The organism is Pseudomonas sp. PDM01, from assembly GCF_014852325.1.
In the GTDB taxonomy this organism is placed as follows: Bacteria; Pseudomonadota; Gammaproteobacteria; order Pseudomonadales; family Pseudomonadaceae; genus Aquipseudomonas; species Aquipseudomonas migulae.
Window position 1 is genome coordinate 239,328 of record NZ_JACVBK010000002.1, and the last position, 24,941, is coordinate 264,268.

At 58.5% G+C, this 24,941-nt stretch carries 18 protein-coding genes; all 18 read left to right on the forward strand.

Going from position 1 to position 24,941, the window contains the following annotated elements:
- Positions 1-2: 2 nt before the first annotated feature.
- The 18 genes from tssF (at position 3) to IB246_RS05740 (ending at position 24,847) form a co-directional block, all read left to right on the forward strand.
- The gene (gene tssF, locus IB246_RS05655) at positions 3-1,790 is read left to right on the forward strand and encodes a type VI secretion system baseplate subunit TssF (RefSeq protein WP_008038098.1); all 1,788 of its coding nucleotides are present in this window, start codon (positions 3-5) and stop codon (positions 1,788-1,790) included.
- Complete coding sequence (gene tssG / locus IB246_RS05660; RefSeq protein ID WP_008030662.1) at positions 1,754-2,761, forward strand: type VI secretion system baseplate subunit TssG; 1,008 nt, start codon at positions 1,754-1,756, stop codon at positions 2,759-2,761. Before tssF ends, tssG begins: the two co-directional genes overlap by 37 nt.
- Before the next feature lie 13 nt (positions 2,762-2,774).
- Positions 2,775-5,417: a type VI secretion system ATPase TssH gene (tssH, locus tag IB246_RS05665; protein WP_008038097.1), complete on the forward strand. Its 2,643-nt coding sequence runs from the start codon at positions 2,775-2,777 to the stop codon at positions 5,415-5,417.
- 10 nt (positions 5,418-5,427) lie between these two features.
- A complete protein-coding gene (locus IB246_RS05670; RefSeq protein WP_008038096.1) occupies positions 5,428-6,945 on the forward strand; it encodes a sigma-54 interaction domain-containing protein in 1,518 nt (505 codons plus the stop codon).
- 93 nt (positions 6,946-7,038) lie between these two features.
- The gene (locus IB246_RS05675; protein ID WP_008030659.1) at positions 7,039-7,179 is read left to right on the forward strand and encodes a hypothetical protein; all 141 of its coding nucleotides are present in this window, start codon (positions 7,039-7,041) and stop codon (positions 7,177-7,179) included.
- A gap of 17 nt (positions 7,180-7,196) precedes the next feature.
- Complete coding sequence (tagH, locus tag IB246_RS05680) at positions 7,197-8,393, forward strand: type VI secretion system-associated FHA domain protein TagH (RefSeq protein ID WP_008038089.1); 1,197 nt, start codon at positions 7,197-7,199, stop codon at positions 8,391-8,393.
- Positions 8,394-8,398: 5 nt separating this feature from the next.
- Entirely contained in the window at positions 8,399-8,899 is a 501-nt protein-coding gene (gene tssJ / locus IB246_RS05685) for a type VI secretion system lipoprotein TssJ (RefSeq protein WP_008030657.1), read from the forward strand.
- A gap of 2 nt (positions 8,900-8,901) precedes the next feature.
- Complete coding sequence (gene tssK, locus IB246_RS05690) at positions 8,902-10,233, forward strand: type VI secretion system baseplate subunit TssK (RefSeq protein WP_008030656.1); 1,332 nt, start codon at positions 8,902-8,904, stop codon at positions 10,231-10,233.
- Positions 10,234-10,238: 5 nt separating this feature from the next.
- Complete coding sequence (icmH, locus tag IB246_RS05695; RefSeq protein WP_008030654.1) at positions 10,239-11,114, forward strand: type IVB secretion system protein IcmH/DotU; 876 nt, start codon at positions 10,239-10,241, stop codon at positions 11,112-11,114.
- Positions 11,115-11,127: 13 nt separating this feature from the next.
- Positions 11,128-14,667, forward strand: coding sequence for a type VI secretion system membrane subunit TssM (gene tssM, locus IB246_RS05700; protein ID WP_008038087.1), 3,540 nt, complete (start codon positions 11,128-11,130; stop codon positions 14,665-14,667).
- Positions 14,667-15,395 carry a PP2C family protein-serine/threonine phosphatase gene (locus IB246_RS05705; protein ID WP_008030650.1) on the forward strand — a complete coding sequence of 243 codons (729 nt, stop codon included), beginning with the start codon at positions 14,667-14,669 and terminating at the stop codon, positions 15,393-15,395. The genes tssM and IB246_RS05705 overlap by 1 nt, the downstream gene beginning before the upstream one ends.
- Positions 15,392-16,393: a serine/threonine-protein kinase gene (locus tag IB246_RS05710; RefSeq protein ID WP_008038086.1), complete on the forward strand. Its 1,002-nt coding sequence runs from the start codon at positions 15,392-15,394 to the stop codon at positions 16,391-16,393. Before IB246_RS05705 ends, IB246_RS05710 begins: the two co-directional genes overlap by 4 nt.
- A 28-nt stretch (positions 16,394-16,421) precedes the next feature.
- Entirely contained in the window at positions 16,422-18,464 is a 2,043-nt protein-coding gene (tssI, locus tag IB246_RS05715) for a type VI secretion system tip protein TssI/VgrG (protein WP_008038085.1), read from the forward strand.
- Positions 18,465-18,501: 37 nt separating this feature from the next.
- Positions 18,502-21,375, forward strand: a complete 2,874-nt coding sequence (locus tag IB246_RS28650; RefSeq protein WP_225609013.1) for an SH3 domain-containing protein — start codon at positions 18,502-18,504, stop codon at positions 21,373-21,375.
- Positions 21,368-22,225, forward strand: coding sequence for a tetratricopeptide repeat protein (locus IB246_RS05725; protein WP_008038069.1), 858 nt, complete (start codon positions 21,368-21,370; stop codon positions 22,223-22,225). Before IB246_RS28650 ends, IB246_RS05725 begins: the two co-directional genes overlap by 8 nt.
- A 143-nt stretch (positions 22,226-22,368) precedes the next feature.
- Entirely contained in the window at positions 22,369-22,935 is a 567-nt protein-coding gene (locus IB246_RS05730; RefSeq protein WP_008038068.1) for a hypothetical protein, read from the forward strand.
- Between the two features lie 165 nt (positions 22,936-23,100).
- On the forward strand, positions 23,101-24,183 hold the full coding sequence (locus IB246_RS05735) for a tetratricopeptide repeat protein (protein ID WP_008038066.1): 1,083 nt from the start codon (positions 23,101-23,103) through the stop codon (positions 24,181-24,183).
- Positions 24,184-24,271: 88 nt separating this feature from the next.
- Entirely contained in the window at positions 24,272-24,847 is a 576-nt protein-coding gene (locus IB246_RS05740; protein ID WP_008038064.1) for a lysozyme inhibitor LprI family protein, read from the forward strand.
- Positions 24,848-24,941 lie beyond the last annotated feature (94 nt).

Genomic DNA, 24,941 nt, shown 5'->3' on the forward strand with positions numbered 1-24,941 from the left:
CCATGTCCTTTAACCACTACTACCAAAGCGAACTCACCGCACTTCGCCAGTTAGGTCGTCGATTCGCCGAGCGTAGCCCGGCGTTGGCGCCTTTCCTTGGCCAGGCCGGCCGAGATCCAGACGTGGAGCGGTTGCTGGAGGGTTTTGCATTCCTGACCGGTCGCCTGCGTCAGAAGCTCGACGATGAACTGCCAGAGCTCAGCCATTCCCTGATGCACCTGCTGTGGCCCAACTACATGCGGCCGCTGCCAGCGTTCAGCATTTTGCAGTTCGACCCGTTGAAGCGTTCGGGGCCTGCGTTGAGGGTCGAGCGCGATACGCCGATCGAGAGCGTGCCAATCGATGACGTGCGTTGCCGCTTCCGCACCTGCTACCCAACCGAGGTGTTGCCGCTGGATCTGGCCGCGCTGAATTACTCGGTGAAGGGCGACGGTTCGCTGTTGAGCCTGCGTCTGGAGATGAGCGCCGACGGTCACCTCGGTGAGCTGGAGTTGAGCCGCCTGCGTCTGCACTTCGCCGGTGAGCGCTACATCAGCCAGATGCTTTACCTGAGCCTGCTGCGCAATCTGGAAGGCATTGAGCTGATCCCGCTGGACGGCGCCGGCAAGCCCATCAACGGCGTCAACGGCACGCCGATGGCGTTCAAGATGCCCGGCGATCGGGTGCAGCCGGTGGGTTTTGCCGAAGAAGAAGCGTTGATCCCGTATCCGCTGAACACCTTCCGTGGCTATCGCTACTTGCAGGAATACTTTGCCTTCCAGGACAAATTCCTCTTCGTTGATATCAACGGTCTGGACCTGCTCAAAGCCTTGCCGGAAGACACGCTCAAGCAGATGCGCGGCCTCGAATTGCGCTTCGATATTCGCAAGAGCGGCATCATGCGGATGCGTCCGACCCTGGATAACGTGAAGCTCTACTGCACGCCCATCGTCAACCTGTTCGAGCACGACGCCTTGCCGATCCGCCTCGACGGCAAGCAGGACGAATACCTGCTGCTGCCCGCCGAATTCGATCTGCAAAACTGCGGCGTGTTTTCGGTGGAAACCGTGACCGGCTGGAAGCCCGGCGGCCTCGGTTATCAGGAGTACGTGCCGTTCGAATCCTTCGAGCACGACCCGAGTTTCGACGTGCCCAACAGCCGTCCGCATTACAGCATTCGCCAGCGTTCCTCCTTGCTGCACGACGGCCTCGACACCTACCTGAGCTTCGGCATCCGCCACACCGAAGCCCATGAAACCCTGTCGATCGAGCTGATGTGCACCAACCAGAACCTGCCGCGCAAGCTCAAGCTCGGCGACATCTGCATGGCCTGCGAAGAGACGCCGGAGTTTTTGAGCTTCCGCAACATCACCCCGGCCACGTCGAGTTTCGCGCCGCCGCTGAACCGCGACTTCCTCTGGAAGTTGATCAGCAACATGTCGCTTAACTATTTGTCCCTGGCCGACGTCAATGCGTTGAAGGTGATTCTCGAAACCTACGACTTGCCGCGCTACTACGACCAACACGCGGAAAAAGTCAGCAAGCGCCTGCTCGGCGGGCTCAAGTCGATCAAGCACCACCACGTCGACCGGTTGCACAGAGGGTTGCCGGTTCGCGGGTTGCGCACCGAGCTGACCATCGACCCGGAAGGGTATATCGGCGAGGGCGACTTGTTCGTTTTCGCTTCGGTTCTCAACGAGTTTTTCGCGCTTTACGCCAGTCTCAATTCGTACCACGAGCTGCGGGTAAAAAGCACACAGGGAGAGGTGTACCAATGGACACCACGTATGGGCCTGCAGCCGCTTCTTTAAGCGGACTGACCCGAGGAATACGCGAGTACTCGCTGTTTCAGGCCGTGCTGCTGGTGATTGACCGGCTGCGCGAGGCCCACCCGCACCTGAGCGAAGACGACCTGTACGACCAGCTGGAATTCCAGGCCAACCCGAGCCTGGGTTTCCCTGGCAGCGACGTTGATCGCGTGGAGTTTTTCCAAGAGCACGGGCACATGCGTGCGCGCCTGCGGTTCAACCTGATCGGTCTGGTCGGTTCCGGTTCGCCGCTGCCGGCGTTCTACGGCGAACAGGCGTTGGGCGACAGCGAAGACGGCAACCCGACCCGCAACTTCCTCGATCTGTTTCACCATCGCCTGCAACGGCTGATGCTGCCGATCTGGCGCAAGTACCGCTATCGCGCAAGCTTCCAGAGCGGCGCGCTCGACCCGTTCTCGGCGCAGCTGTTTGCCTTGATCGGCCTTGGCGGCGAAGAGATCCGCAAGGCCCAGGAACTGAACTGGAAACGCCTGCTGCCGTACCTCGGTTTGCTCAGCTTGCGGGCGCACTCGGCGGCGCTGATCGAAGCGGTGCTGCGTTACTACTTCAAGCACGCCGAGCTGACCATCGAGCAATGCATCGAGCGCCGGGTGGAAATTCTCGACGAGCAGCGCAACCGTCTGGGCCGCGCCAACAGCCTGCTCGGCGAAGACCTGGTGCTGGGCGAGCACGTGCGCGACCGCAGCGGCAAATTCCGCATTCACATCCGCGAACTCGACTGGCAACGCTTTCACGAGTTCCTGCCAATCGGTTTCGGCTACCAGCCGTTGTGCGCGCTGGTGCGGTTCACCCTGCGTGACCCGCTCGACTATGACATTCGCCTGGTGTTGCGCCAGGAAGAAATCCGCGAACTGCGCATCGGTGAGCAGAACGCCTGTCGCCTGGGATGGACCAGTTGGCTGGGCCGCGAAAAAGCGGACGGCGTGGTGACCCTGGGCAGCAAAATTCATTAAGGACAGATGACCAATGATCAACGTAGACCTGCAACAACTTATCCAGGCGCTGGACGCCGAAACCCGTCGTGATCTGGAAAGTTCTGCCGAGCGTTGCGTCGCCCGTGGCGGCAGCAAGATCCTCGTCGAAGACTTGCTGCTGGGCCTGCTGGAGCGCCCGCAAGGCCTGCTCGCACGCGCGCTGCAAGACGCCGAAGTGGATGCTGGCGAGCTGAGCGCCGCGTTGCAATCGCGGGTCGAGCACAGCGCCTCGCGCAACCCGGTGTTCGCCCCGGAACTGGTGCAGTGGCTGCAAGACGCGTTGCTGGTGGCCAACCTTGAACTGGGCCAGAGCCAGGTCGAGCAAGCCGCGTTGATCCTCGCGCTGCTGCGCAACCCGATGCGCTACGCCGGCAGCCGCTACCAGTCGTTGCTGGCCAAGCTGAACATCGAGCGCCTTAAAGAATTTGCCCTGTCGCAGAAAGAGCAACCGGCCACCGGAAAGCCTGCCGTGCCGGGCGAATCGCTGTTGCAGCGCTTCACTCACAACCTGACCCAGCAGGCCCGCGACGGTAAACTCGACCCGGTGCTGTGCCGCGATGGCGCGATCCGGCAGATGGTCGACATCCTCGCCCGTCGCCGCAAAAACAACCCGATTGTGGTCGGCGAAGCTGGTGTTGGTAAAACCGCGATTGTCGAAGGCCTGGCCTCGCGCATTGCCGCCGGTGAAGTGCCGCAAGTGTTGAAAGGCGTCGAGCTGCTGTCGCTGGACATGGGCCTGTTGCAGGCCGGCGCCAGCGTCAAAGGTGAATTCGAGCGTCGCCTCAAAGGCGTGATCGACGAAGTCAAAGCCTCGCCGAAGCCGATCATCCTGTTCATTGACGAAGCCCACACGTTGATCGGCGCGGGCGGCAATGCCGGTGGTTCCGATGCGGCCAACCTGCTCAAACCAGCCTTGGCCCGTGGCGAGTTGCGCACTATCGCCGCTACCACGTGGGCGGAGTACAAGAAGTACTTCGAAAAAGACCCGGCCCTGGCCCGTCGTTTCCAACCGGTGCAACTGCACGAACCGACCGTGAGCGAAGCGGTGACCATCCTCCGTGGTTTGGCGCAGGTCTACGAGAAGAGCCACGGCATCTACCTGCGCGATGACGCGGTGGTGGCGGCGGCTGAGTTGTCCGCCCGTTACCTCGCCGGCCGCCAGCTGCCGGACAAGGCCGTCGATGTGCTCGACACCGCCTGTGCCCGTGTTCGCATCAGCCTCGCCGCTGCACCGGAAAGCCTTGAACGTCTGCGTGGCGAACTGGCTGAAGGTGGTCGTCAGCGTCAGGCGTTGCGTCGTGATGCCGAAGCCGGTTTGTTGATTGATCACGAAGCGCTGGATGCTTTGGAAGATCGTCTGGCCGCCGCCGAAGACGAAATGGTCGCCCTCGAAACGCTGTGGACCGAGCAGAAAGAACTGGCCGAGCGCTTGTTGGATCTGCGTCAGCAACTGGCCAAGGCTCGCGAGGCTGCTGCCGTCGAGCCGACCGTCACGGTTGAGGAAGACGCCGAAGGCACCGTGATCGAAACCCTCGAAACAGTGAATGACGTCGAGTCCCTCGAAACCGCGCTCAACGAAACTCACAAAGCCCTGACCGATGCTCAGGTCAAAGAACGCCTGGTCAGCTTCGAAGTCTGCCCGCGTCTGGTCGCCGAAGTCATCAGCGCCTGGACCGGCGTGCCGCTGGCGCAACTGGCCCGCGAACACAACGCCAAGGTCGCCAGTTTCGCCACCGACCTGCGCACGCGCATCCGTGGCCAGGAACAAGCCGTTCACGCACTGGACCGCTCGATGCGCGCTACCGCTGCCGGCCTGAACAAACCGGACGCACCGGTGGGCGTGTTCCTGCTGGTGGGCCCGAGCGGTGTCGGCAAGACCGAAACCGCGCTGGCCCTCGCCGACTTGCTGTACGGCGGTGATCGTTTCATCACCACCATCAACATGTCCGAGTTCCAGGAGAAGCACACCGTGTCGCGCCTGATCGGTGCACCACCGGGCTACGTCGGTTACGGCGAGGGCGGCATGCTCACCGAAGCCGTGCGGCAGAAGCCGTACTCCGTTGTGCTGCTCGATGAAGTCGAAAAGGCTGACCCGGACGTGCTCAACCTGTTCTACCAAATCTTCGACAAAGGCGTGGCCAACGACGGCGAAGGGCGTGAGATCGACTTCCGCAACACGCTGATCCTCATGACCTCGAACCTGGGCAGCGACCGCATCAGCGACCTTTGCGAAAACGGTGCACGGCCAACCGCCGAAGTGCTCGAAGAAACCATTCGCCCAGTGCTCAGCAAGCACTTCAAACCGGCGCTGCTGGCGCGGATGCGCGTGGTGCCTTACTACCCGGTCGGCGGCCCGGTGCTGCGCGAGCTGATCGAAATCAAACTCGGTCGTCTGGGCGAACGCCTGAACCGTCGTCAGCTGGATTTCAGCTACTCGCAAGACCTCGTCGATCACCTGGCCGAACGCTGCACCCAAAGCGACAGCGGCGCGCGTCTGATCGACCACTTGCTGGACCTGCACGTACTGCCGCTAGTGGCCGACCGCTTGCTCGACGCGATGGCCACGGGTGAAAGCCTCAAGCGCGTCCACGCGACGCTCGACGGCGGCGCCAGCGTGACCTGCGAGTTCGCCTGAGGTGGGTGTGATGTTCACTCAAGTGCCGCAACCGCTGGTGTATGCCGAAGCGTTGCTGGCGCAGTTCGCCAGCCTGTCGCGCGCGGCGGACGGCGCTGCGCTGCTGGGTGACTTCGTGCGCGGCGTGGCGGAACTCAGCGGTTGCGAGTTGACGCAGTTGTACCTGCTGGACGCGACCCACACGTGCCTGGGGATGAACGCCGAGTGCCTGAACGGCATTCTGCAACCGCGCGAATCGGCGAGCCTGCCGGCGGATTACAACGGTGAACAACTGCTGCAATTCGCCCTGTGCCAGAACCGCGTGGTGAGCCTCGGCGAACTGAGCGGCAGCCTGCACGAAACCAGCTTCCTGCCGCCGCAAGCCACGCCGTGGCAGTCGCTGCTGTGCGTGCCGCTGGTCAATCAGCAGAAGGCGGTCGAAGGTTTGCTGCTGTGCGCCAGCCGTAGGCACATGGACCTGCAAGGCTTTGCCGATTCCCTCGGGCAACTGGGTTCGTTTGTGCTCGGCCAACTGCATCTGCTGCAACGTCTGCGTCAGCCGGTCGGTGATGCACGGCCATTGAAAGCCAGCATCCCGAGTGCCAGTGGTTACGGCTTGATCGGCAAGAGCAAGGCCATGCGCGAAACCTATTCGCTGATCAGCAAAGTCCTGCACAGCCCCTACACCGTGCTGCTGCGAGGCGAGACCGGCACCGGCAAGGAAGTGGTCGCACGCGCCATTCACGACTGCGGCCCGCGCCGTTCCCAGGCGTTCATCGTGCAGAACTGCGCGGCGTTCCCTGAGAACCTGCTGGAAAGCGAACTGTTCGGCTACCGCAAAGGCGCCTTCACCGGCGCGGATCGCGACCGCGCCGGGCTGTTCGACGCGGCCAACGGCGGCACCTTGTTGCTCGATGAAATCGGCGACATGCCGCTGTCGCTGCAAGCCAAGTTGCTGCGCGTGTTGCAGGAGGGCGAGATTCGTCCGCTGGGCTCCAACGACACCCACAAAATCGATGTACGCATCATCGCCGCGACGCACCGGGATTTGTCGGTGCTGGTCAGCGAAGGCAAATTCCGCGAGGACTTGTATTACCGCCTCGCGCAATTCCCGATTGAGTTGCCGGCCCTGCGTCAGCGCGAAGGCGACATCCTCGACCTGGCCCGGCACTTCGCCGACAAGGCCTGCTCGTTCTTGCAGCGCGATGCGGTGCGTTGGTCCGATGCGGCGCTGGATCACCTGTCCGGTTATGCGTTCCCCGGCAACGTGCGCGAACTCAAAGGCCTGGTCGAGCGCGCGGTGTTGCTGTGCGAGGGCGGCGAGTTGCTGGCCGAGCATTTCTCCCTGCGCATGGAAGCCGTGCCGGAAGACAACAGCCTGAACCTGCGCGAACGCCTGGAGCAGGTCGAACGCAGCCTGCTGCTCGATTGCCTGCGCAAAAACGACGGCAACCAGACCCTCGCCGCCCGCGAACTTGGCCTGCCGCGCCGCACGCTGCTGTATCGCCTCGGGCGCCTGAACATCAATCTCGGTGACTTCGATGGCTAGGCAAATGACCGTCGATTTCACCTCATTCGCTTCTGATAGCGCCGCCCGAACGGGCCGGCGCTTTGTGCTTTGTCTACCCCTGGAGACCCTCTGATGTCTGTTCGTCACTGGCAAGCCGTCCTGCTGACCCTCGTCGTTCTATGCGGCCTTGGCGGCTGCAGCGGCAATTACAAATTCAACGACAACACCTATCGCCCATTGGGTGATCCGCAGGCGGTCAATCGCGGCAAGTGACCGCAAGGAGTATCACCATGGAATTGGTTTTCGAAATGCTGAACACCAAGCAGTTCGTGCCCACGGAGCTGTGCCAGAAGACCTTCAAGCAGGCCGGCGGCGTGATTGGCCGGGGCGAGGATTGCGACTGGATCATCCCGGACCGCAAGCGTCACCTGTCCAATCACCATGTGGACATCAGCTTTCGCGAAGGGACGTTCTTCCTGACCGACACCAGCAGCAACGGTGTCCAGGATGGCGGGAGCGGCGCACGCCTGCGCAAGGGCGAACCGATGCGCATCGAGCATGGCAGCACCTACGTGCTGGGTGATTTCGAGATCCGTGCGCGGCTGGTACGCGACCCGGCGACCTTCGACGTCGAAGTCGGTCGCCCACAAGCGGCGGGCAGCATCATCCCGGATGACGCGTTCCTTGATCTCGATCCGCTGAACGCCCTTGATCAGCAAGAGCGCGTGTACTCGGAAATCGAAGAGCTGATCACCCCGAGCACCACCATCGAGGACACCCGTCAGCGCGCCGACTATGCGCGCATCGACATGGAAAGCCTGATGGTGCCGGAGTTGATCAACGCCCCCGCCGATCCTGCGCCAAGCCCTGTCGCAAAAGCGCCTGAGCGCCAGAGCGAAGGTTTCTGGGAGCACTTCGGTGCGGCGCTGGGCGTGGACCTCAAAGGCCTCGACCACGACGCCCGCGAAGCCCTGGCGCTGAACGCGGCACGCCTGCTCAAGCAAAGCGTCGGCGGTTTGCAGCAGAGCCTGCGCACCCGCAGCGAACTGAAAAACGAACTGCGTCTGGCCCAGACCACCGTGCAAGGCACGAACAAGAACCCGCTGAAATTCGCCGTCGATGCCGGTGAAGCGCTGGGCATTTTGTTGCAGCCGAACAAGCCGGGCCAGTTGCCGGCCGAGCAGTCGATCTCCCGCGCGTTCCGCGATTTGCAGGCGCATCAGGTGGCCTTGCTGACCGCCAGCCGCGCCGCCGTTCGCGGCACGCTGGAACACTTCTCGCCGCAGCAACTGACCCTGCGTTTCGAGCGCGACAACAAGCCGTTGCTGGCCACCTCCGGCAGCCGCTGGAGAGCGTACGGTCGTTATCACCAGGCCCTGCGTCAGGACGATGACTGGAGCGAACGCCTGCTGGCCCGCGACTTCGCTCAGGCCTACGAAGAACAGATCCGCCTGATTTCCACCCTTCACACCGACCACCAAGGATGATGCGCATGTCTCGCTGCTCGACCGCTTTTTTCAAGATGCTGACTGCGTTCGCGGTGCTGGTGCTGCTGGCCGGTTGTTCGTCGCTGTCGCCGTATTCCAAAGTGACCAAGGTCAACCTGAAGCTCACCGGCAGCGATCAGCTGAACCCGGACCTCAACGGGCGCCCGTCGCCGGTTGTCGTGCGTCTGTTCGAGCTCAAGCACCCGGTGACATTCGAGAACGCCGACTTCTTCAGCCTGTACGAGCGCGCCAAGGAATCCCTGGCCCCAGACCTGGTGGCCAGCGAAGAACTCGAACTGCGCCCGGGCGAAACCATCGAGCTGAAACTCAGCGTGGAGGAGGGCAGCCGTTACGTCGGGATCCTCGCGGCCTACCGCGACCTGCCGGAAACCAAATGGCGCTACACGGTGCAAGTCACCCCGCTGGAAGTCACCGAGGCTGACCTGACCCTCGACCAGGCCGGTATTCGCAACAGCAACGAAAAGCTCGCCAAGGCGGATGACTGATCATGAATTCCCATAAAGTCATTTGGCAGGAAGGCATGCTGCTGCGTCCGCAGCACTTCCAGCACAACGATCGCTACTACGACCACCAGATGAAAACCCGCACGCAGTTGTTGGGCAGTTACACCTGGGGTTTCCTCAATCTCGACATCGATTTGCAGTTCCTCAACATGGGCAAACTGGTGATCAGCCAAGCCTCGGGGATTCTGCCGGACGGCAGCCTGTTCGAACTCGGCGGCAACACCGAGCCACTGGCGCTGGACGTGCCGCCGAACACCGGCAACACGCCGATTTACCTGGCGTTGCCGCTGGTCACCGGTAACCACATCGAGTCGCGCCGCCCGGAGCAATCCGACGTGCTGGCGCGCTACACCGCGTACGAAGCCGAAGTGGCCGACTCCAACGCCGGCGACGATTCCGCCAGCCAGGTCAGCTGCGGTCGCCCGGACTTCAAGCTGTTGCTCGGCGAGCAGCAGAGCGATCAGGCCTACGTGAAGCTGAAGATCTGCGACGTGCTCGACACCACGCCCGACGGCGTGATCAGCCTCGATCCGGATTTCGTACCGACCTACATTCAGGCGCATTCCTCCAGCTATTTGCTGTCGTGCCTGAAAGAAGTGATCAGCATGCTCGGTCACCGGGGCGACACCATCGCCGAGCGCATCCGCTCCAACGGCAAGGTCGGTGGTGCGGAAGTCGGCGACTTCATGATGCTGCAACTGATCAACCGCACCGAGCTGCTGCTGCGTCACTACCTCGGTCTGGAACAGGTTCACCCGGAAGAGTTGTACCGCACGCTGCTGACCATGCTCGGTGATCTGGCGACCTTCTCCAGCGACAGCAAACGCCCGCGTCTGGACAGCCGTTACCAGCACAGCGATCAGGGCGCGAGCTTCCGCAAACTGATGGAAGCGATTCGTCAGGTGCTGTCGATGGTGCTCGAACAGCACGCCATCGAACTGGTCCTGCAAGCGCGGCAGTACGGGATCATCGTCTCGCCGTTGCACGACCACAAACTGCTGGGCTCGGCGTCGTTCGTGCTCGCGGCCAGTGCCAACTGCGATTCCGAAGAACTGCGCCACCGCTTGCCGGCGCACCTCAAGGTCGGCCCGGTGGAGCGCATTCGCCAACTGGTCAACCTGCACCTGCCGGGCATCAAGGTCAAACCGTTGCCGGTGGCCCCACGGCAGATCGCGTTCCACTCCAACAAAACCTATTTCATCCTCGAACTCAGTTCCGAAGACCTGGCACAACTGGAGCGCTCCGGCGGCTTCGCGTTCCACGTGTCCGGCGAATTCGCCGAGCTTGAATTGAAATTCTGGGCCATCAGGAACTGACCGACATGATCAAGGACATGGAACACCATCAGGACGATAAAACCGTCTTGCTCGACCGCCAGGGCCACGGCCCGGCGCAAAGTCCGCTGACCGACTTCGCTGCACCGCCGCGTTTCGAACAACTCGAAGAGCGGATGATCTACGCCGCGCGCCTGCGCCCGGCAGAGACCTTCAACATCAGCCTCAATTCGCTGGTGGCCGCCGGTTCCGACCTGTTGTCGGAAGTGGTTCGCCTCAAGCACAGCGACAGCCGCGAAGACATGTACGCGCTCAACGAGCGCCTGACCGCCGGGCTGAAACTGTTTGAAGTGCGCGCGCTGCACAACGGCGCCGAAAGCAGCCAGGTGATGGCTGCGCGTTACGTGCTCTGCACCGTGGTCGATGAAGCCGTCGTGACCACGCCGTGGGGCAACGAAAGCGAGTGGTCGCAGATGAGCCTGCTCAGCAGCTTCCACAACGAAACCTTCGGTGGCGAGAAGTTCTTCCAGCTGCTGGATCGCCTGTCGAAAAACCCGGTCAAGCACCTGCCGATGCTGGAGCTGATGTACCTGTGCCTGTCCCTCGGTTTCGAAGGCAAGTACCGCGTGCAAGCGCGCGGCATGCTCGAACTCGAAGGCATCCGCGACGCCTTGTATCGGCAGATTCGTCAGCTGCGCGGCGACGTGCCGCGTGAACTGTCGCCGCATTGGGAAGGCTTGAACGATCAGCGTCGCAGCCTGGTGCGCATCGTGCCGGCGTGGATGGTGGTGCTGTTCACCGTGGTCTGCCTGGTGGTGATGTATTCGGGGTTCGCCTGGGTCTTGGGCGAGCAGCGCGACACCGTTCTGCAACCTTATCAGCCGCTGGATTCCGCCGCGGCCCAGCCGCTGTCGCAGCCGTAAACAGGGACGTGTGATGAAAAAGTTTTTCAAGAAAGTCGGCGCGTTCGTGCGCCAGACCTGGGTCTGGACCTTGCTGCTGGTGCTGTTCGTCGCACTGCTGGTCTGGTTTGTCGGGCCGCTGTTGGCAGTCGATGACTACAAGTTCTGGGAAGGTTCGACCTCCCGCCTGCTGACCATCAGTGTGCTGTTCCTGATCTGGGGCCTGACCATGGTCTTCGTCAGCTGGCGTGCTGGTGTGCGCAAAAAAGCGGTCGAAGAGACTGAGGATGGTCAGGATCGTATCCGCCGTGAAGAGTTGATCGACGAAGAGCAGAAGGAGTTGAAGGAGCGTTTCAAGGACGCCCTGAAAACCCTGAAAACCTCGAGCCTCTATCGCGGCCGCAGCGAGCGCTGGCGCAGCGATTTGCCGTGGTACTTGCTGATCGGCCCGCAGGGCAGCGGCAAGACCAGCCTGCTGGACTTCTCGGGCCTTGAGTTTCCGATCAACAAGATCGACCGCAAACTGACCCGCGACACCCTCGGCACCCGGCATTGCGACTGGTACTTCGCCGACCACGGTGTGCTGATCGACACCGCCGGACGTTACCTGACCCAGGCGGATGCCGAAGTTGACGGCAGCGCCTGGAGCACTTTGCTCGACCTGCTGCGCAAGCGTCGTCGCAACCGTCCGTTGAACGGCGTGCTGGTGACCATTCCCGTGGAATTGCTGCTGGGCGCTAACGAGCAGGATCTGGAGACGCTGGCGCGTCAGGTGCGTGCGCGCCTGCAAGACGTGCATCAGAAACTGCACGTCGATGTGCCGATCTATCTGGTCCTCAGCAAGGCTGACCAGTTGCTCGGTTTCGACGAGTTCTTCGACCAGCTGACCCGCGAAGAAAGCGATCAGGTGCTCGGCACCAGCTTCCGCAAAGAGCAGAGCGGTACCGATGTCACTGTGCTGCGCGCCGAGTTCGAAGAGCTGCTGCGTCGCCTGAACAGCCAGGTGATCATGCGCATGCACCAGGAGCGCGACACCCAGCGCCGTGGCCGCATCCTCGATTTCCCGCATCAACTGGGGCAGATCGGCGAGCGCCTGTGCCTGTTCGTCGACATGGCGTTTACCGGCAACCGTTACCAGCGTGTCAGCCAGTTGCGCGGTTTCTACCTGACCAGCGCACCGCACCTGACCCAGGAAATGGACCAGACCACCGCCGGCATCGGCGCCAATCTGGGGATCAATTCCGGCGTATTGCCGACCCTGCGCAGTGGCCGTTCGCGGTTCATTCACCATTTGCTCAGCCGGGTGATTTTCCCTGAGGCCGATCTGGCCGGTCTGGACAAGCGCGAACGCAGCCGCATCCATTGGGGCCAGCGTGCGTTGTACGTCGGTGCGTTGGCGGCGTTGGGCCTGTTCGGCCTGCTGTGGGCGAGCGGTTTCTCGGCCAACTATGAGCGCCTGGAAAACCTGCGCAACCTGGCACAAACCTGGACGCAACAGCGCTCGGCCCTGACCGCACGTGATGATTCGATGGCGGTACTGAAGACCCTCGACACCAGCTACGCGGCGACCCAGGTGTTTCCGAAAAAGGGTGATGTGGGTTACCACGAGCGTGGCGGCCTGTATCAGGGCGAAGACGTCAACCCGGTGGTCAAGGCGGCTTACGAGCGCGAGCTCGAAAAACAATTGCTGCCGAAGGTCGCGACCCTGCTGGAAGGGCAGATCCGCGCCAACATGAAGGACCGCGAACGCCTGCTCAACAGCCTGCGTGCGTACCTGATGCTGAACATGAAAGATCGCCGCGATGCGGTGTGGCTCAAGGATTGGGTCGCGACTGACTGGTCCCTGCGTTACGCCGGCAACACGGCGGTGCAGAACGGCCTGAACACGCATTTCGAGCGTTTGCTCAAGCTTCCGTTTATCTACCCGCTGAACGATCAACTGGTGGCTCAGGCGCGTCAGGTATTGCGCAGCGAGTCGCTGGCCAACGTGGTTTACCGGATGCTGCGCGAGCAGGCCCGAGACCTGCCGGAATACCGTTTGAGCCAACACCTGGGCCCGCAAGGTGCGCTGTTTGTCGGCACCGATTACGTGATCCCGGGCTTCTACACCCAGCAGGGTTATCAGCAGTATTTCTCGGTGCAGGGCAGCGCGCTGGTCACCGACATCCTGCGTGACAACTGGGTGCTGGGCGAAGGTTCGGGCATCAGCGGCATGGACTTGCGTCGCCTGATGGTCGAACTGGAGCAGCTGTATTTCCGCGACTACGCCAACTTCTGGAGCGAAGCCGTGGGCCAGGTTGCACTGCCTCCGATCAGCGATTTCAGTGAGGGCGCCGAGCAACTGGCGGGCCTGACCTCGGCCAACTCGCCGGTGCTGCAACTGCTGGTGGAAGTGCGCGAGAACACCCGGTTCCCGGCAGAAGCCGAGGCGGTCGATCAAGCGGCTGATGCCGCTGCCGCACTGGGCGAGCAGAAAGGCAAGTTGGGCAAGCTGGGCAAACTGGCGTCTGCCGCCGCGGACAAAGCTTCGGACATGGCAGCGATCAAAAACCTGCCGGACACCGCGAAGAAATCCCTGCAACGCCGCTTCGAACCGCTGCACCGTTTGCTGGATGACAACAACGGCCCCGCCGCTGATTTGACCCCGGCGCTGACGGCGCTCAACGACCTGCAAATGCAACTGTCGAGCCTTGCGCGCGCCAGTGCGCCGGAGCAGGCCGCGTTCGAAATGGCCAAGACCCGCATGAGCGGCCAGCGTGATGCGCTGAGCAACCTGCGCAATGCCTCGAACCGTCTGCCGCGCCCGGTCAGCGTGTGGTTCAACGTGCTGGCCGAAGACACCTGGCGTCTGGTGCTCAACGATTCCTACCAGTACCTGAACCAGCGTTATCAAAGCGAGCTGTATAGCTTTTACGGCAAGGCGATCAACAAGCGCTACCCGTTCAGCGCCCACAGCACCAGTGACGTGGCGATCAGCGACTTCCGCGAGTTCTTCAAGGCGCAGGGCATTGCCGATCGGTTCTTCGATACCTACATGCGTCCGTTCGTGAGTGGCGATCCGGGCAACTACCGTCTGCGCAGCATTGACGGTCACAGCATGCCGATCTCCAAGGTCTACCTCGACCAGATGGCCGCGGCCCAAGTGATCCGCCAGAGCTTCTTCTCGATCAACCCGGCGGAACCGCAAGTGCAGTTCAAACTGGAGCCGTACACCCTCGACCCGGCCGTCAGCCGTTCCGAGTTCAAGTTCGGCGACAAGACCATCGAATACCGTCACGGCCCGATTGTGCCGGTGTCGTTCAAATGGCCGACCGACGCTGAAGACGGGCGCACCAGCCTGGTGATGGACAAGATGGCGGGCCGCCCGATCGGCATCGAGAAGAACTCCGGCCCGTGGTCGCTGTTCCGTCTGTTCGACCTGATGCAGACCGAGTACCTCAGCGGTCGTGACGTGCTGGTGCTGAAGGCGGACGTCGGTGGCCTGCGCGCCAACTACTTGCTGACCAGCCAGCGCACGCCGAACCCGTTCGACATGGGCGTGCTGCGCACCTTCCGTATGCCGGTGCAGCTCTGATGCTGGTTGCCAGTTCCTGGCGCAGCGCTGCGCGCACCGATGCCGGCAAGGTTCGGGCGCGCAACGAAGATGCTTTCCTCGACTGTCCGCAGCAGGGGCTGTGGGTGGTCGCGGACGGCATGGGCGGTCATCAGGGTGGCGACGTTGCCAGCCAGTTGATCGTCGCCAGCCTGGCGGAATTGCCGGCGCAGGATGACTTCGACGAACGACTCAAAGGTATTCGCCAGTGCCTGCACTGGCTGAACCGCCGCTTGGGTCAGGAGTTGACCGTCACCGCCGGGCGCCACGACAGCATCATGGGCAGCACCGTCGTGGCGCTGCTGGTGGAAGGCAATCGCGCGGCCTGCATCTGGGCTGGCGACAGCCGTTGTTACCTGTGGCGCGGCCAGCGTTTGTATCAGCTGTCCAAGGACCATTCGCTGCAACAGCAACTCATCGACGAGCAACAGATGAGCGTCGAAGACGCCAGCGCGCATCCCGCCGCGCATGCCTTGACCCGTGCGGTCGGGGCGGCCGAGCAACTGACGCTGGACGTGCTCGAACTCGAGGTTTACCCCGGCGATGCGTTTCTGTTGTGCAGCGATGGTTTGTACAACGGGCTGAGCAGCGATGCCTTGGGTAGCGCCCTGAGCCTGACCGCGCCGCATGTCGCGCTTGAGCGTCTGTTTGACGGCGCGCTGCGTGGTTCGGCCCGGGACAACCTGACTGCCGTGGTGATCCGCCAATGACCCAACTCATGCCGCCGCTCGACGACCTGCTGATGAGCGAAGAGCAAGCCAATAACCTGACTTACTTTGCGTTCGCCAAGTCGCATCAAGCTGAGCCCGCGTTGGCGCCGACCAAGGCCAGCGTCGGTGAACTGCCGGACGTGCTGGTAGGCCGTTACCGCATCGAGCGCCTGCTCGGTGCCGGCGGCATGGGCGCGGTTTACCGTGCACGGGACTTGCTGAGCGAACAGTTCGGCGATCCCGACCCTTACATCGCGCTGAAAATCCTCAGCGAAGAATTTGCCGAATCGCCGGACGCCAGCGCCTTGCTCTACAGCGAGTTCGCCCTGACCCGACGACTGCGCCATAACAATGTGTTGCGACCACACACCTTTGAAGTGGACACCGATTGCCAGCGTGCCTTCATCACCATGGAACTCATGCGTGGGCTGACCCTGGACAAACTGCTCTGCGAGCGGCCACTCGGCCTGCCGTGGAACGAACTGCGCGACATCGCGCTGCCGCTGCTCGACGCACTGGCCTACGCCCACGCGCGCGGCGTGCTGCACGGCGATATGAAGCCAAGCAACGTGATGCTCAGCGAAGAAGGCGTGCGCCTGTTCGACTTCGGTCTGGGCCAGGCCGAGGAGGGCATCCTCCCAGGCCTGCCACACCTGAGCCGCGACCGCTTCAACGCCTGGACCCCAGGCTACGCGGCACCGGAACTGCTCGAAGGCCAGCCGCTGTCCGCCAGCGCCGACGTCTACGGCGTGGCCTGCGTGCTTTACGAATTGGCGGGCGGCAAACACCCATTCCGCCGCTTGCCCTCGACCCAGGCCCGTGACGAACACCTGGAGCGCGAGCTGCACGCCCCGAAAAATCTACCGAAACACTGCTGGCCAGCCCTGCGAACGGCGCTGGCATTCGATGCGGCCGATCGTACGATCACCGCCGCACAACTGCGTGACGCCATGGGCGCCACTTTGTCTTTGCTGCAACGTCTGCGACTTCGGGCGTAACGGATGACTACCGAACAGGGAGCAAGCAATGTTCAACTCAGCTAACGAAACGCACTTCAGCCTGACTGTCGAAGACTACGTCGGCGACCTGCAAGTGCTGTCGTTCACCGGCACCGAAGGCATCAGCCAGCCGTATCGCTTCGACCTCGAACTGGTCAGCGAAAACCCCGATCTGGACCTGGAAAAACTCCTGCACAAACAGGCATTCCTCGCGTTCGATCCGCAGGGCAGCGGCATCCACGGCCAGATCTACCGCGTCGCCCAAGGTGACGCCGGCAAACGCCTGACCCGCTACAAAGTCTCCCTGGTGCCGCACCTGCAATACCTGCATCACCGCACCAACCAGCGCATCTACCAGCAGATGTCCGCGCCGAAAATCATCGCGCTGATCCTCGAAGAACACGGCATCAAGGGCAACGCCTACAACTTCCAGCTCAGCCAGCCATGCCCGGACCGCGACTACTGCGTGCAGTACGACGAAACCGACCTGCACTTCGTCCAGCGCCTGTGCGAAGAAGAAGGCATTCACTACCACTTCCAGCACAGCGCAAAAGCTCACTTGCTGGTGTTTGGCGACGACCAGACCGTATTCCCCAAACTCGGCCAGCCAACCGCGTACGTGCAAGGCAGCGGCATGGTCGCCGACGAACCGGTGATCAAAGGCTTCAAACTGCGCCTGGAAACCCGCACCAGTCGCACCACCCGCCGCGACTACGACTTCGAAAAACCACGCCTGCAACTCGAAGCTGCCTACAAGCCCGATGTTCAGAGCGACGAACCAGACCTTGAAGACTACGACTACCCCGGCCGCTTCCTCGACCGCGCGCGCGGCAAATTCCTCAGCCAGCGCGTCCTCGAACGCCACCGCGCCGACTACCAGCAAGCCGAAGGCCACGGTGATCAAACCCGCTTGATCAGCGGCCACTTCCTGGAAATGTCCGACCACCCGCGCACCGAGTGGAACGACCTCTGGCTGCTCACCGAAATCGTCCACGAAGGCAAACAACCGCAAGTCCTCGAAGAGTCCGTGACCAGCGACACCACCGACAACAAAGACGACTTCCACCAGGGCTACCGCAACCGCTTCCTCGCCACCCCATGGGCCGTGTTCTACCGCCCGGCGCTGCAACACCCCAAGCCCCGCGTACTCGGCAGCCAGACCGCCAAAGTCACCGGCCCCGCCGGCGAAGAAATCCACTGCGACCAATACGGCCGCATCAAAGTGCAATTCCACTGGGACCGCGAAGGCCAGGCCGACGACAAAACCAGCTGCTGGATGCGCGTCTCCTCAAGCTGGGCCGGCGACCGCTACGGCGCCATCGTCATCCCGCGCATCGGCATGGAAGTCCTCGTCACCTTCCTCGAAGGCGACCCCGACCAACCGTTGGTGACTGGCTGCCTGTACCACAAGGAAAACCAGGTTCCCTACGACCTGCCGGCGAACAAGACGCGCAGCGTGTTCAAAACCCTCAGCTCACCGGGCGGCGGCGGGTACAACGAACTGCGGATTGAGGACAAAAAAGGGGCGGAGCAGATCTTCATCCACGCCCAGCGGGATTGGGATGAAAACATCGAGCACGACCAGAAGATTCGCGTCGGCAATGAGCGGCACGACACGGTGGTGAAGAACACCTACACCGAGCTCAAGGCTGAAGAGCATCGCACCACGATTGCTGATCGCAAGGTTGAGACGCGGGTGGATGATCACCTGACGGTTGGGCAGAACCAGCATGTGAAGTTGGGGACTGCGCAGCTGACTAGCGTTGGGAAAGAGATTCATCTGAAGGCTGGGGCGAAGATTGTTATTGAGGCAGGGTCGGAGCTGACCATCTTGGGTGGTGGCAGCTTTATCAAGCTGGATGGCGGTGGGGTGACGGTTGTTGGGCCGATTGTGAAGATCAATGCGGGTGGGGCGGCGGGGTCGGGGACTGGGATCGGGATTAAACCGCCGGTGCTGCCGGGGGCGGCGGATAAGGATAAGGCGGGGAGTTTGATGGATCAGGCGTTGGGGAATGCGGTGCCAGAGAAAACCACCACTCGACCGATGCGAATGATGAAGTTCTCGGGTTGACCTCCAACGGATCACACAGGATTAGGTAATAGGCAAAATGACGGAACCAGTCAAAGTTAAAAAATGGTCTTATCCCCTCAAGATAGGAAATGTCAGTGGCGCAGACCCACAGCAGTACTACGCTGCTCTGGCCAAAGCAAAGGATGGTTATTACCCTCTCGGTGGTAACGGTTTGTGGCACGGTGGAGTGCATTTTGACGAAGCTTCGGGATTAAATCCGGCTCAAAGCGAAGTGCGCTGTATCACCGATGGACAGGTGATCGCCTATCGTATTGATGAAACCTATCTACCGACTGTATACAGCGACCGTACTGCTGTTGCCTCATCAGGGTTCGTGTTGGTGAAGCATCTACTCGAGGTTCCCGCTCCTCCAGCACCCCCTGCTACCTCAGGTGGATCTCCTGCCCCGGCGGCTGGGCCTCTATTGACGTTCTACAGTCTTTATATGCATCTGTTGGACATGACTGGATATAGAGAAAAGCCGACTTTGGAACGCCCCTCTTACTGGGCCGGTGGCATCTATCAGGTCAAAGCCAATGTAAACGACCCTGTTCAAGGGTTGAATGTGCGTGCTGCGCATAGTGGCAGCGAAGGGTACAGCCAGGTTTTGACTACATTGCCGCGCGGCACCACCGTTACGACAGGGGAGACGAGTGCAGATGGCAAATGGGTAAAAATTATCAGCGTAATGCCAGACGCGGGCCAAGCAGCTGCGATAAACGGCTGGATATTCAAAGGTCAAATGACAAGTCAAGGTGCGGACCAATACCTTATTGGCGAACAGGCGAACGATATACCTGTGAACCAAGCCAAAGGTTTGAGAGTACGTAGTACCGCGGCCAACAACGGTAGCGTGATCTCGGTGTTGCCTGCAGGCACTCAAGTTCAGATCAGCCAGGAAGGGGGATCTGGCAACTACCGAAAACTAATTAAAGTAGTAAGTGGGACGCCAACCCCCGCTCTCACCGCTGACGCAACTGGAAATGTCCCAGGTTATGTGTGGCTTCCGTCGCTTGAAACCAAAACTGAGCCGAAGGATGTGGGGAAGGTTGTTCTACTCGACGAGCCAGCTCCCATCAAGGCCGGAGCATTGGTGGGCTACGCAGGCCATTATCAAGAACACGATGAAAGTACCGCTCGTAACGTGGTTCACGTAGAGGTTTTCACATGCGATGACATTGAGGAGTTTGTTACTCAAAGTCGGAGTAAAGCCGTTGCCTTGCCAGCGGACCAAAAAAGTCTGATGAAGGTTTACAAGGATACGAGGCTAATTACACACCGCGCCGACATCAGTGCGACTAACCCACCACAGGCTAACGATGGTGGCGTGGTGATCGGATACGATCTGATCATTCCGATCGGCGTGTTAGAAGCCTTGCCGGCTTCAAAAAAAATCAAACAATCTGTCACTACCCCTGCTGCGGGCTCTAGTCCTGCAACCTCTAGCACTACTCGTTGGTGGCATCTCGAAGAATTGCTAGGCGATGCGCAAGGTAACCCTATTAGCGGTTGGTTGGGCGAGAAGGACTTGATGACCACTCGCCACAATCCGTGGGAATGGGACGGGTTTAAATTCATTGAAGAGACCGGTAGCAATGCCGAGCATCTCTCTTCATATCTGCATGATCGTGATCTACTCACTGAAGCAGAAAAGGCTACTTTCGTTCCGAAAGCCAGTAATTCGACTAAAGGGCCGGTAAAGGAAGGGTTATACGACATCATTGACACTGACAAGAACGATAAACTGACTACTATAGAAATTCTGGCAGCACTGGCTAAGCCTTGGTTTGCGCAATCTATATCCCAGCTGATTACCAAGTATGAAAGCGAATGGTTTTATGACGCGACAAAATGGGATGCGCTCGACGAATTAATGGGGCATACGACTGATAGACCCAATTTGAACTGGGTTGCGCAAAAGCAGCGAATCAAGGACCTGTCTTGGTGGGAAGAAGTTGCTGCAAGGGAGGCTCTAAGTCCGGATGGAAAGGTTTGGCATATGCATCCCATCGGGCTTATAGGTAACTTTGACCAGAAAAAACAATGCACCTGCAATGCTGTAGCGAAAGTAACGCGATGGGGTACTCATTATGGCCCTGTAGTTTGGGGAGAGGTTAAATTAGGGGATGTGCCGCAATGGGCCGCTTTAGAAGCAGCTGGAAAAGTAACGGCTTTTGAAAAGAAAGTTATTGCCGTTATGTGTGAAAATGAGGGCAAGATCAATACAGTTCAGTCTTATGATAGTGAGCTAATATCTGCAGGCGCGATGCAAAAAACTGTTAACCCTCAGGGTGCCGGTGAGCTCCCAATCCAAGTGAAGAGTTTCAAGGAGCTATACCCTGATGAGTATATTGAGCTTTTTGAAAATCAAGGTTGGTATCTGGACTTAAGTTCTGATAGTCCAAAGATGTATTATAAAAATTCTGAATTTGCAAACGGTGAAAAGCTTGAGCGGGCCGAACTCAAGGCCAAGCTGAGGGTCGGCTGTGGGGAGGCGACTTTTGGTAACGTCATTCAATGTAAGCCTGTGTCTGCTTTGGCTTGTGCCGTAGGATCTCCTTCATATGTTGAGCTTCAGATTTCAGATTTTATAAAGCGCCTGAGAGAGCTTCAGTTAAAAAAACCTAATACGTATGATTTCACGGTTGGTCAATTATTTTTGTCAACTCTCGGGCAGGCTACAGTTTTGGATGAACACGTTAACCGACCTGGTAACGTGGCCGAAAATCTGAAAAAAGCTTTAGACACGTTTTTCTCGGGAAATCCTACTGTTAGTAAAAATGTAAATGCTTGGGGAAACAATCATGCTAACTACGAGCGCCAAATTACTGATATTTACGGTCCGGGTCGTAACGGAATGACAACTCCAGGGGTTCGGTACACCAAACTAAAGGCGGCAGTAAATGTTTAATAAATGCTATGTGGTCACGTGTTTGGTGTTTTTGCTCGCTGGGACGAGTTATGCCGATACACAACCGTTAAAAATTGTCGGTTTTCAAGGCGGTTCTTTAAGCTTTAAGGATTATGAAGAGAAGTATGGGGGGTGGAATGATGTGCAATATCAAGCCGCCACAGATGGGTTCAGCATATACTCGCTCCCAACTAAATTGGCGGGTTCTGAAGATGGCGTCGTTGCAAGCTCAGATATAAGCCTTATCTCTGATGATAAAAAATATGTGATAGTACAGCGAACAAATGCCGGAGAAGTAGTCGATGGCGAAGGGAATGAAATAATTTCCTCTCAGGCATACTGCGATATGGTTTCGCTGGAAACTGGCTGTGTCAAAAATGTGGGTTCAGTTCAGCAATGTGACGGCGCATGGCTGAACAACAAATGGAAAAGTGCGGAAGGAGGGATTTTCGAATTTTCTAAGGGGGGGATTTCTCCGAAGCAACTAATCTCTGACGTGGTTGGCGTGTCTGAGAATGAGTCGCGCGCTAGTGCATTAAGAGACTCTGTTTTCATGGGGGTTCCCTCCTATATGGCGTGCTATCCACCTGAAAAAAATATATCCGAATATAATGACATTGCGTTCTACTTTGCCCAAGGTGGTGAGCACCTTTTGGCAATGCAGATTTATAATCGCTTATTGGCTGTTGCGGCGGACAGAGTGCCCTTGAAGCTTAATATTGCTGACTCTCTCTGGGCACTTGGAAAGCATGATGAGGCGAAGCCATACTATGCTGAATATCGCGATGCGATGAGAAAGAAAGGTATAGCAAGTAAAGTACCTAAGCGAGTTGAGGAACGTTTGCATTAGTAAAGGTGGCTTTATTTTTATACAGCTCCTCGGGAGATTGCTTGCCTTTAGTGAAAATAGCTAGGCTGGATCTCTTTCATGGATAACACCAACATCGGCCCTCTCTGAGATCCGCATGCAAGGATAAAAATTGGGGCGGGTTTATGTATGAGGGAAATTTAGCATTCGCTACCTTTTTAGAAATTCGTTTGTATTGGAGAATTAATATTAAGTATTTTTTCTTGCTTGCCTTCTTTGCTACTGCTGCTCGCGCTACCCCTATCGATGTTTGTTATCCCACGGTAGGGCCTAAGCATTTTTTATCGCAGTGGACCGAGGACTCACGCACAATCGATATGCTTTCACGGGTTGAGGGCGAGAAGTTTTCAATTGAGGAAGGGAAAATCGTCTATAACGAAGACTTCAATGGTGATGGCGTGAAGGACTTTATTTTTCTTTCATATTCTAGTGCAGGTTCTAGTGGTGATTTTACTTACGGATTTTTAGTCAAGTGCCAAGGTTTTCTGAGGAATGTGGGAGGCGATTATTTTGCAGATGTAAAAGTTCTAGATAGCCATCCAGAAAATACTCCATATAAAGATATTAAAATCTATTCTTATAATAGAGATAAGCAAGATCAAATTATGCACAGAGATGGAAAGCCGCTGACTACTCCTCATCTTTGGCGCTTCAATCCAGAAACGAAGCTGTATGAAGGTGAGTCAAGGTAAGTGAGGTTAAAGGGAGTTGGGGCGGATTTATTTTCTAGTCCGTCCCGTTCACACCTCTTAAAAATTTATTTATCAGGCTAGTTGTGACTATAAATAAATTTTTCTCCTGTCGCTGTCCCCTTTGTCGCTGGGATTTGAACTGATTGAATTAAGGAGTTGAAGACAGTGAAACGCTTTTTTTGGTGCTTTGTTTGCGCGTTAGCGTGCCAAATCACTCTGTCGTTTTCGCCTGCGCTCGCTACTCCGCAGGTTATCAAGAAGATTCCGGTCAGTTTAATGGGTGATGCATCACGTCAAAACGTGTTTGTGCTGACTGGTGATACCGATGAAGCTTATCACCGACTGCTGATCGCGCCTGAGCCTGGGGCCAGCGACGACATTCTGCTGGATACATCCAAAGCGATACCGTTAATCAAAAGCCAATACTCGGCGGCCATGAGTGAAGGCTTCAGTATCAACGTGATCAACAGTCCGGCAGGTGTGCTTACGGTTGTCGATATGCAAGGGGAGCCCGTGTCAGTCAAGCAGTCTTCCGCTGAAGCAGGGGACGCGCTTGTGCTGGTCAGTAACGAAGAAGATAACGGCGTTTACAACTTCAATCTGGTGTTCCGCTACAACAAAAACTCAAAACAGTTTGAGCTGAGTAGCCTAGTGCAGGTAACCAACAACGAGTCCTGTGATCGCTCGGTAGTCAGTGTTGAAGAAGTACCCAAAAGCATGATCGGCGAAACCTCGTTGTCGTCGTTCGATGGGCGCAAGGTGTTTGAGCAGTTGCATGACTTGCACGTTAAGCGACCCGCCGAGGGCTACAAAAAACTGATGATGTCGGATATCGCGTACCAGCTCGACCAAGCGCTGATGCTGTATCGAAAAGGGCAGAAAGAGGCCGTTTCGACGGTGATGGCGAATTTTCTGATGGATGGGGGCGAAGGCCACTGCTATCCGCACAGTTACATCGCGCAAAAGTATGACTTCGCTCAATCGCCAAGCTGGTCTAACGACGTCGGTTTTCTATTGGGCGAGTCCGGCTATTACGAAGAATCCATTGAGTTGTTGAACGCGGTTATTGCCAGAAGCCCCGGCAGAACAGTTGCCTATCTGAATCTCGCGGATAGTTACTGGGGCGTGAAAGATAAGGTGCGGGCGGCGCAGGCTTACAAGCAATATGCCTCGTTGATGACCAGCGCAGGCAAGGGGTCGAAGATTCCTGATCGAGTGGCTGAGCGCAGTAAAGGAGCGGTGGAGTAATGGGCGAGCAGGCTGTGGCGAATCAGAAACTGGAGCTTGGCAGTAGCGTAGGGGCCCAGCAGTGAGCACAACACTTAAGAGGCTTGCGATGGCGTTGACGGGCTTCGTTTTAGCGGCGTCGATGATCTCGGCTAATGCCCAGGAAACCTGCAACCACGACAGCTTCACCAATCCCGATTTGATTACTTGCGGTCAGCAAAGCCTCGAGAAAGTCGATGCCGTCTTGAATGAGCAATACAAGACGGCAATGGCCAGTTTGTCTCCCGCAGACAAGAAGCAACTGATCGATGTGCAAAGAAAATGGGTGCGCTTTAAAGAAGCGTATTGCGAGGATATCTATCAGTCCGCTTTACCTGGAGCGGAGGCGCCCATCGAGAAGCTTACGTGTTTGGCGCAAACAACCAATGCCCGGTTGGGTGAGCTCATTTATCTACAGACAGGGCTGCCGAATGATGGCTTTTACAAAGCTGCATCGCTGATGGCAGGGCCGGATCGAGAAAACGGCCTAAAGGCCTCGATCAACCTGCTAGGCGGAGTTGAATTCGACGATCCGGTTTGGAAGCAATATGCCGATGCGCAGTGCGACATGAGTTTCCGCATGTTGCGCGAAGATCTCGCCTATTGCGCTGTACGAATGCGTTTTCAGTTACCCATGAACCGCTAAAAAAAGACAGGTCTGAACTCGCCGCCCGAGACAGGCTGTCGAGTCAGGGATTATCGAGAAAGGGGACGCCAAGTCCCCTTTTTTACGTCGATTG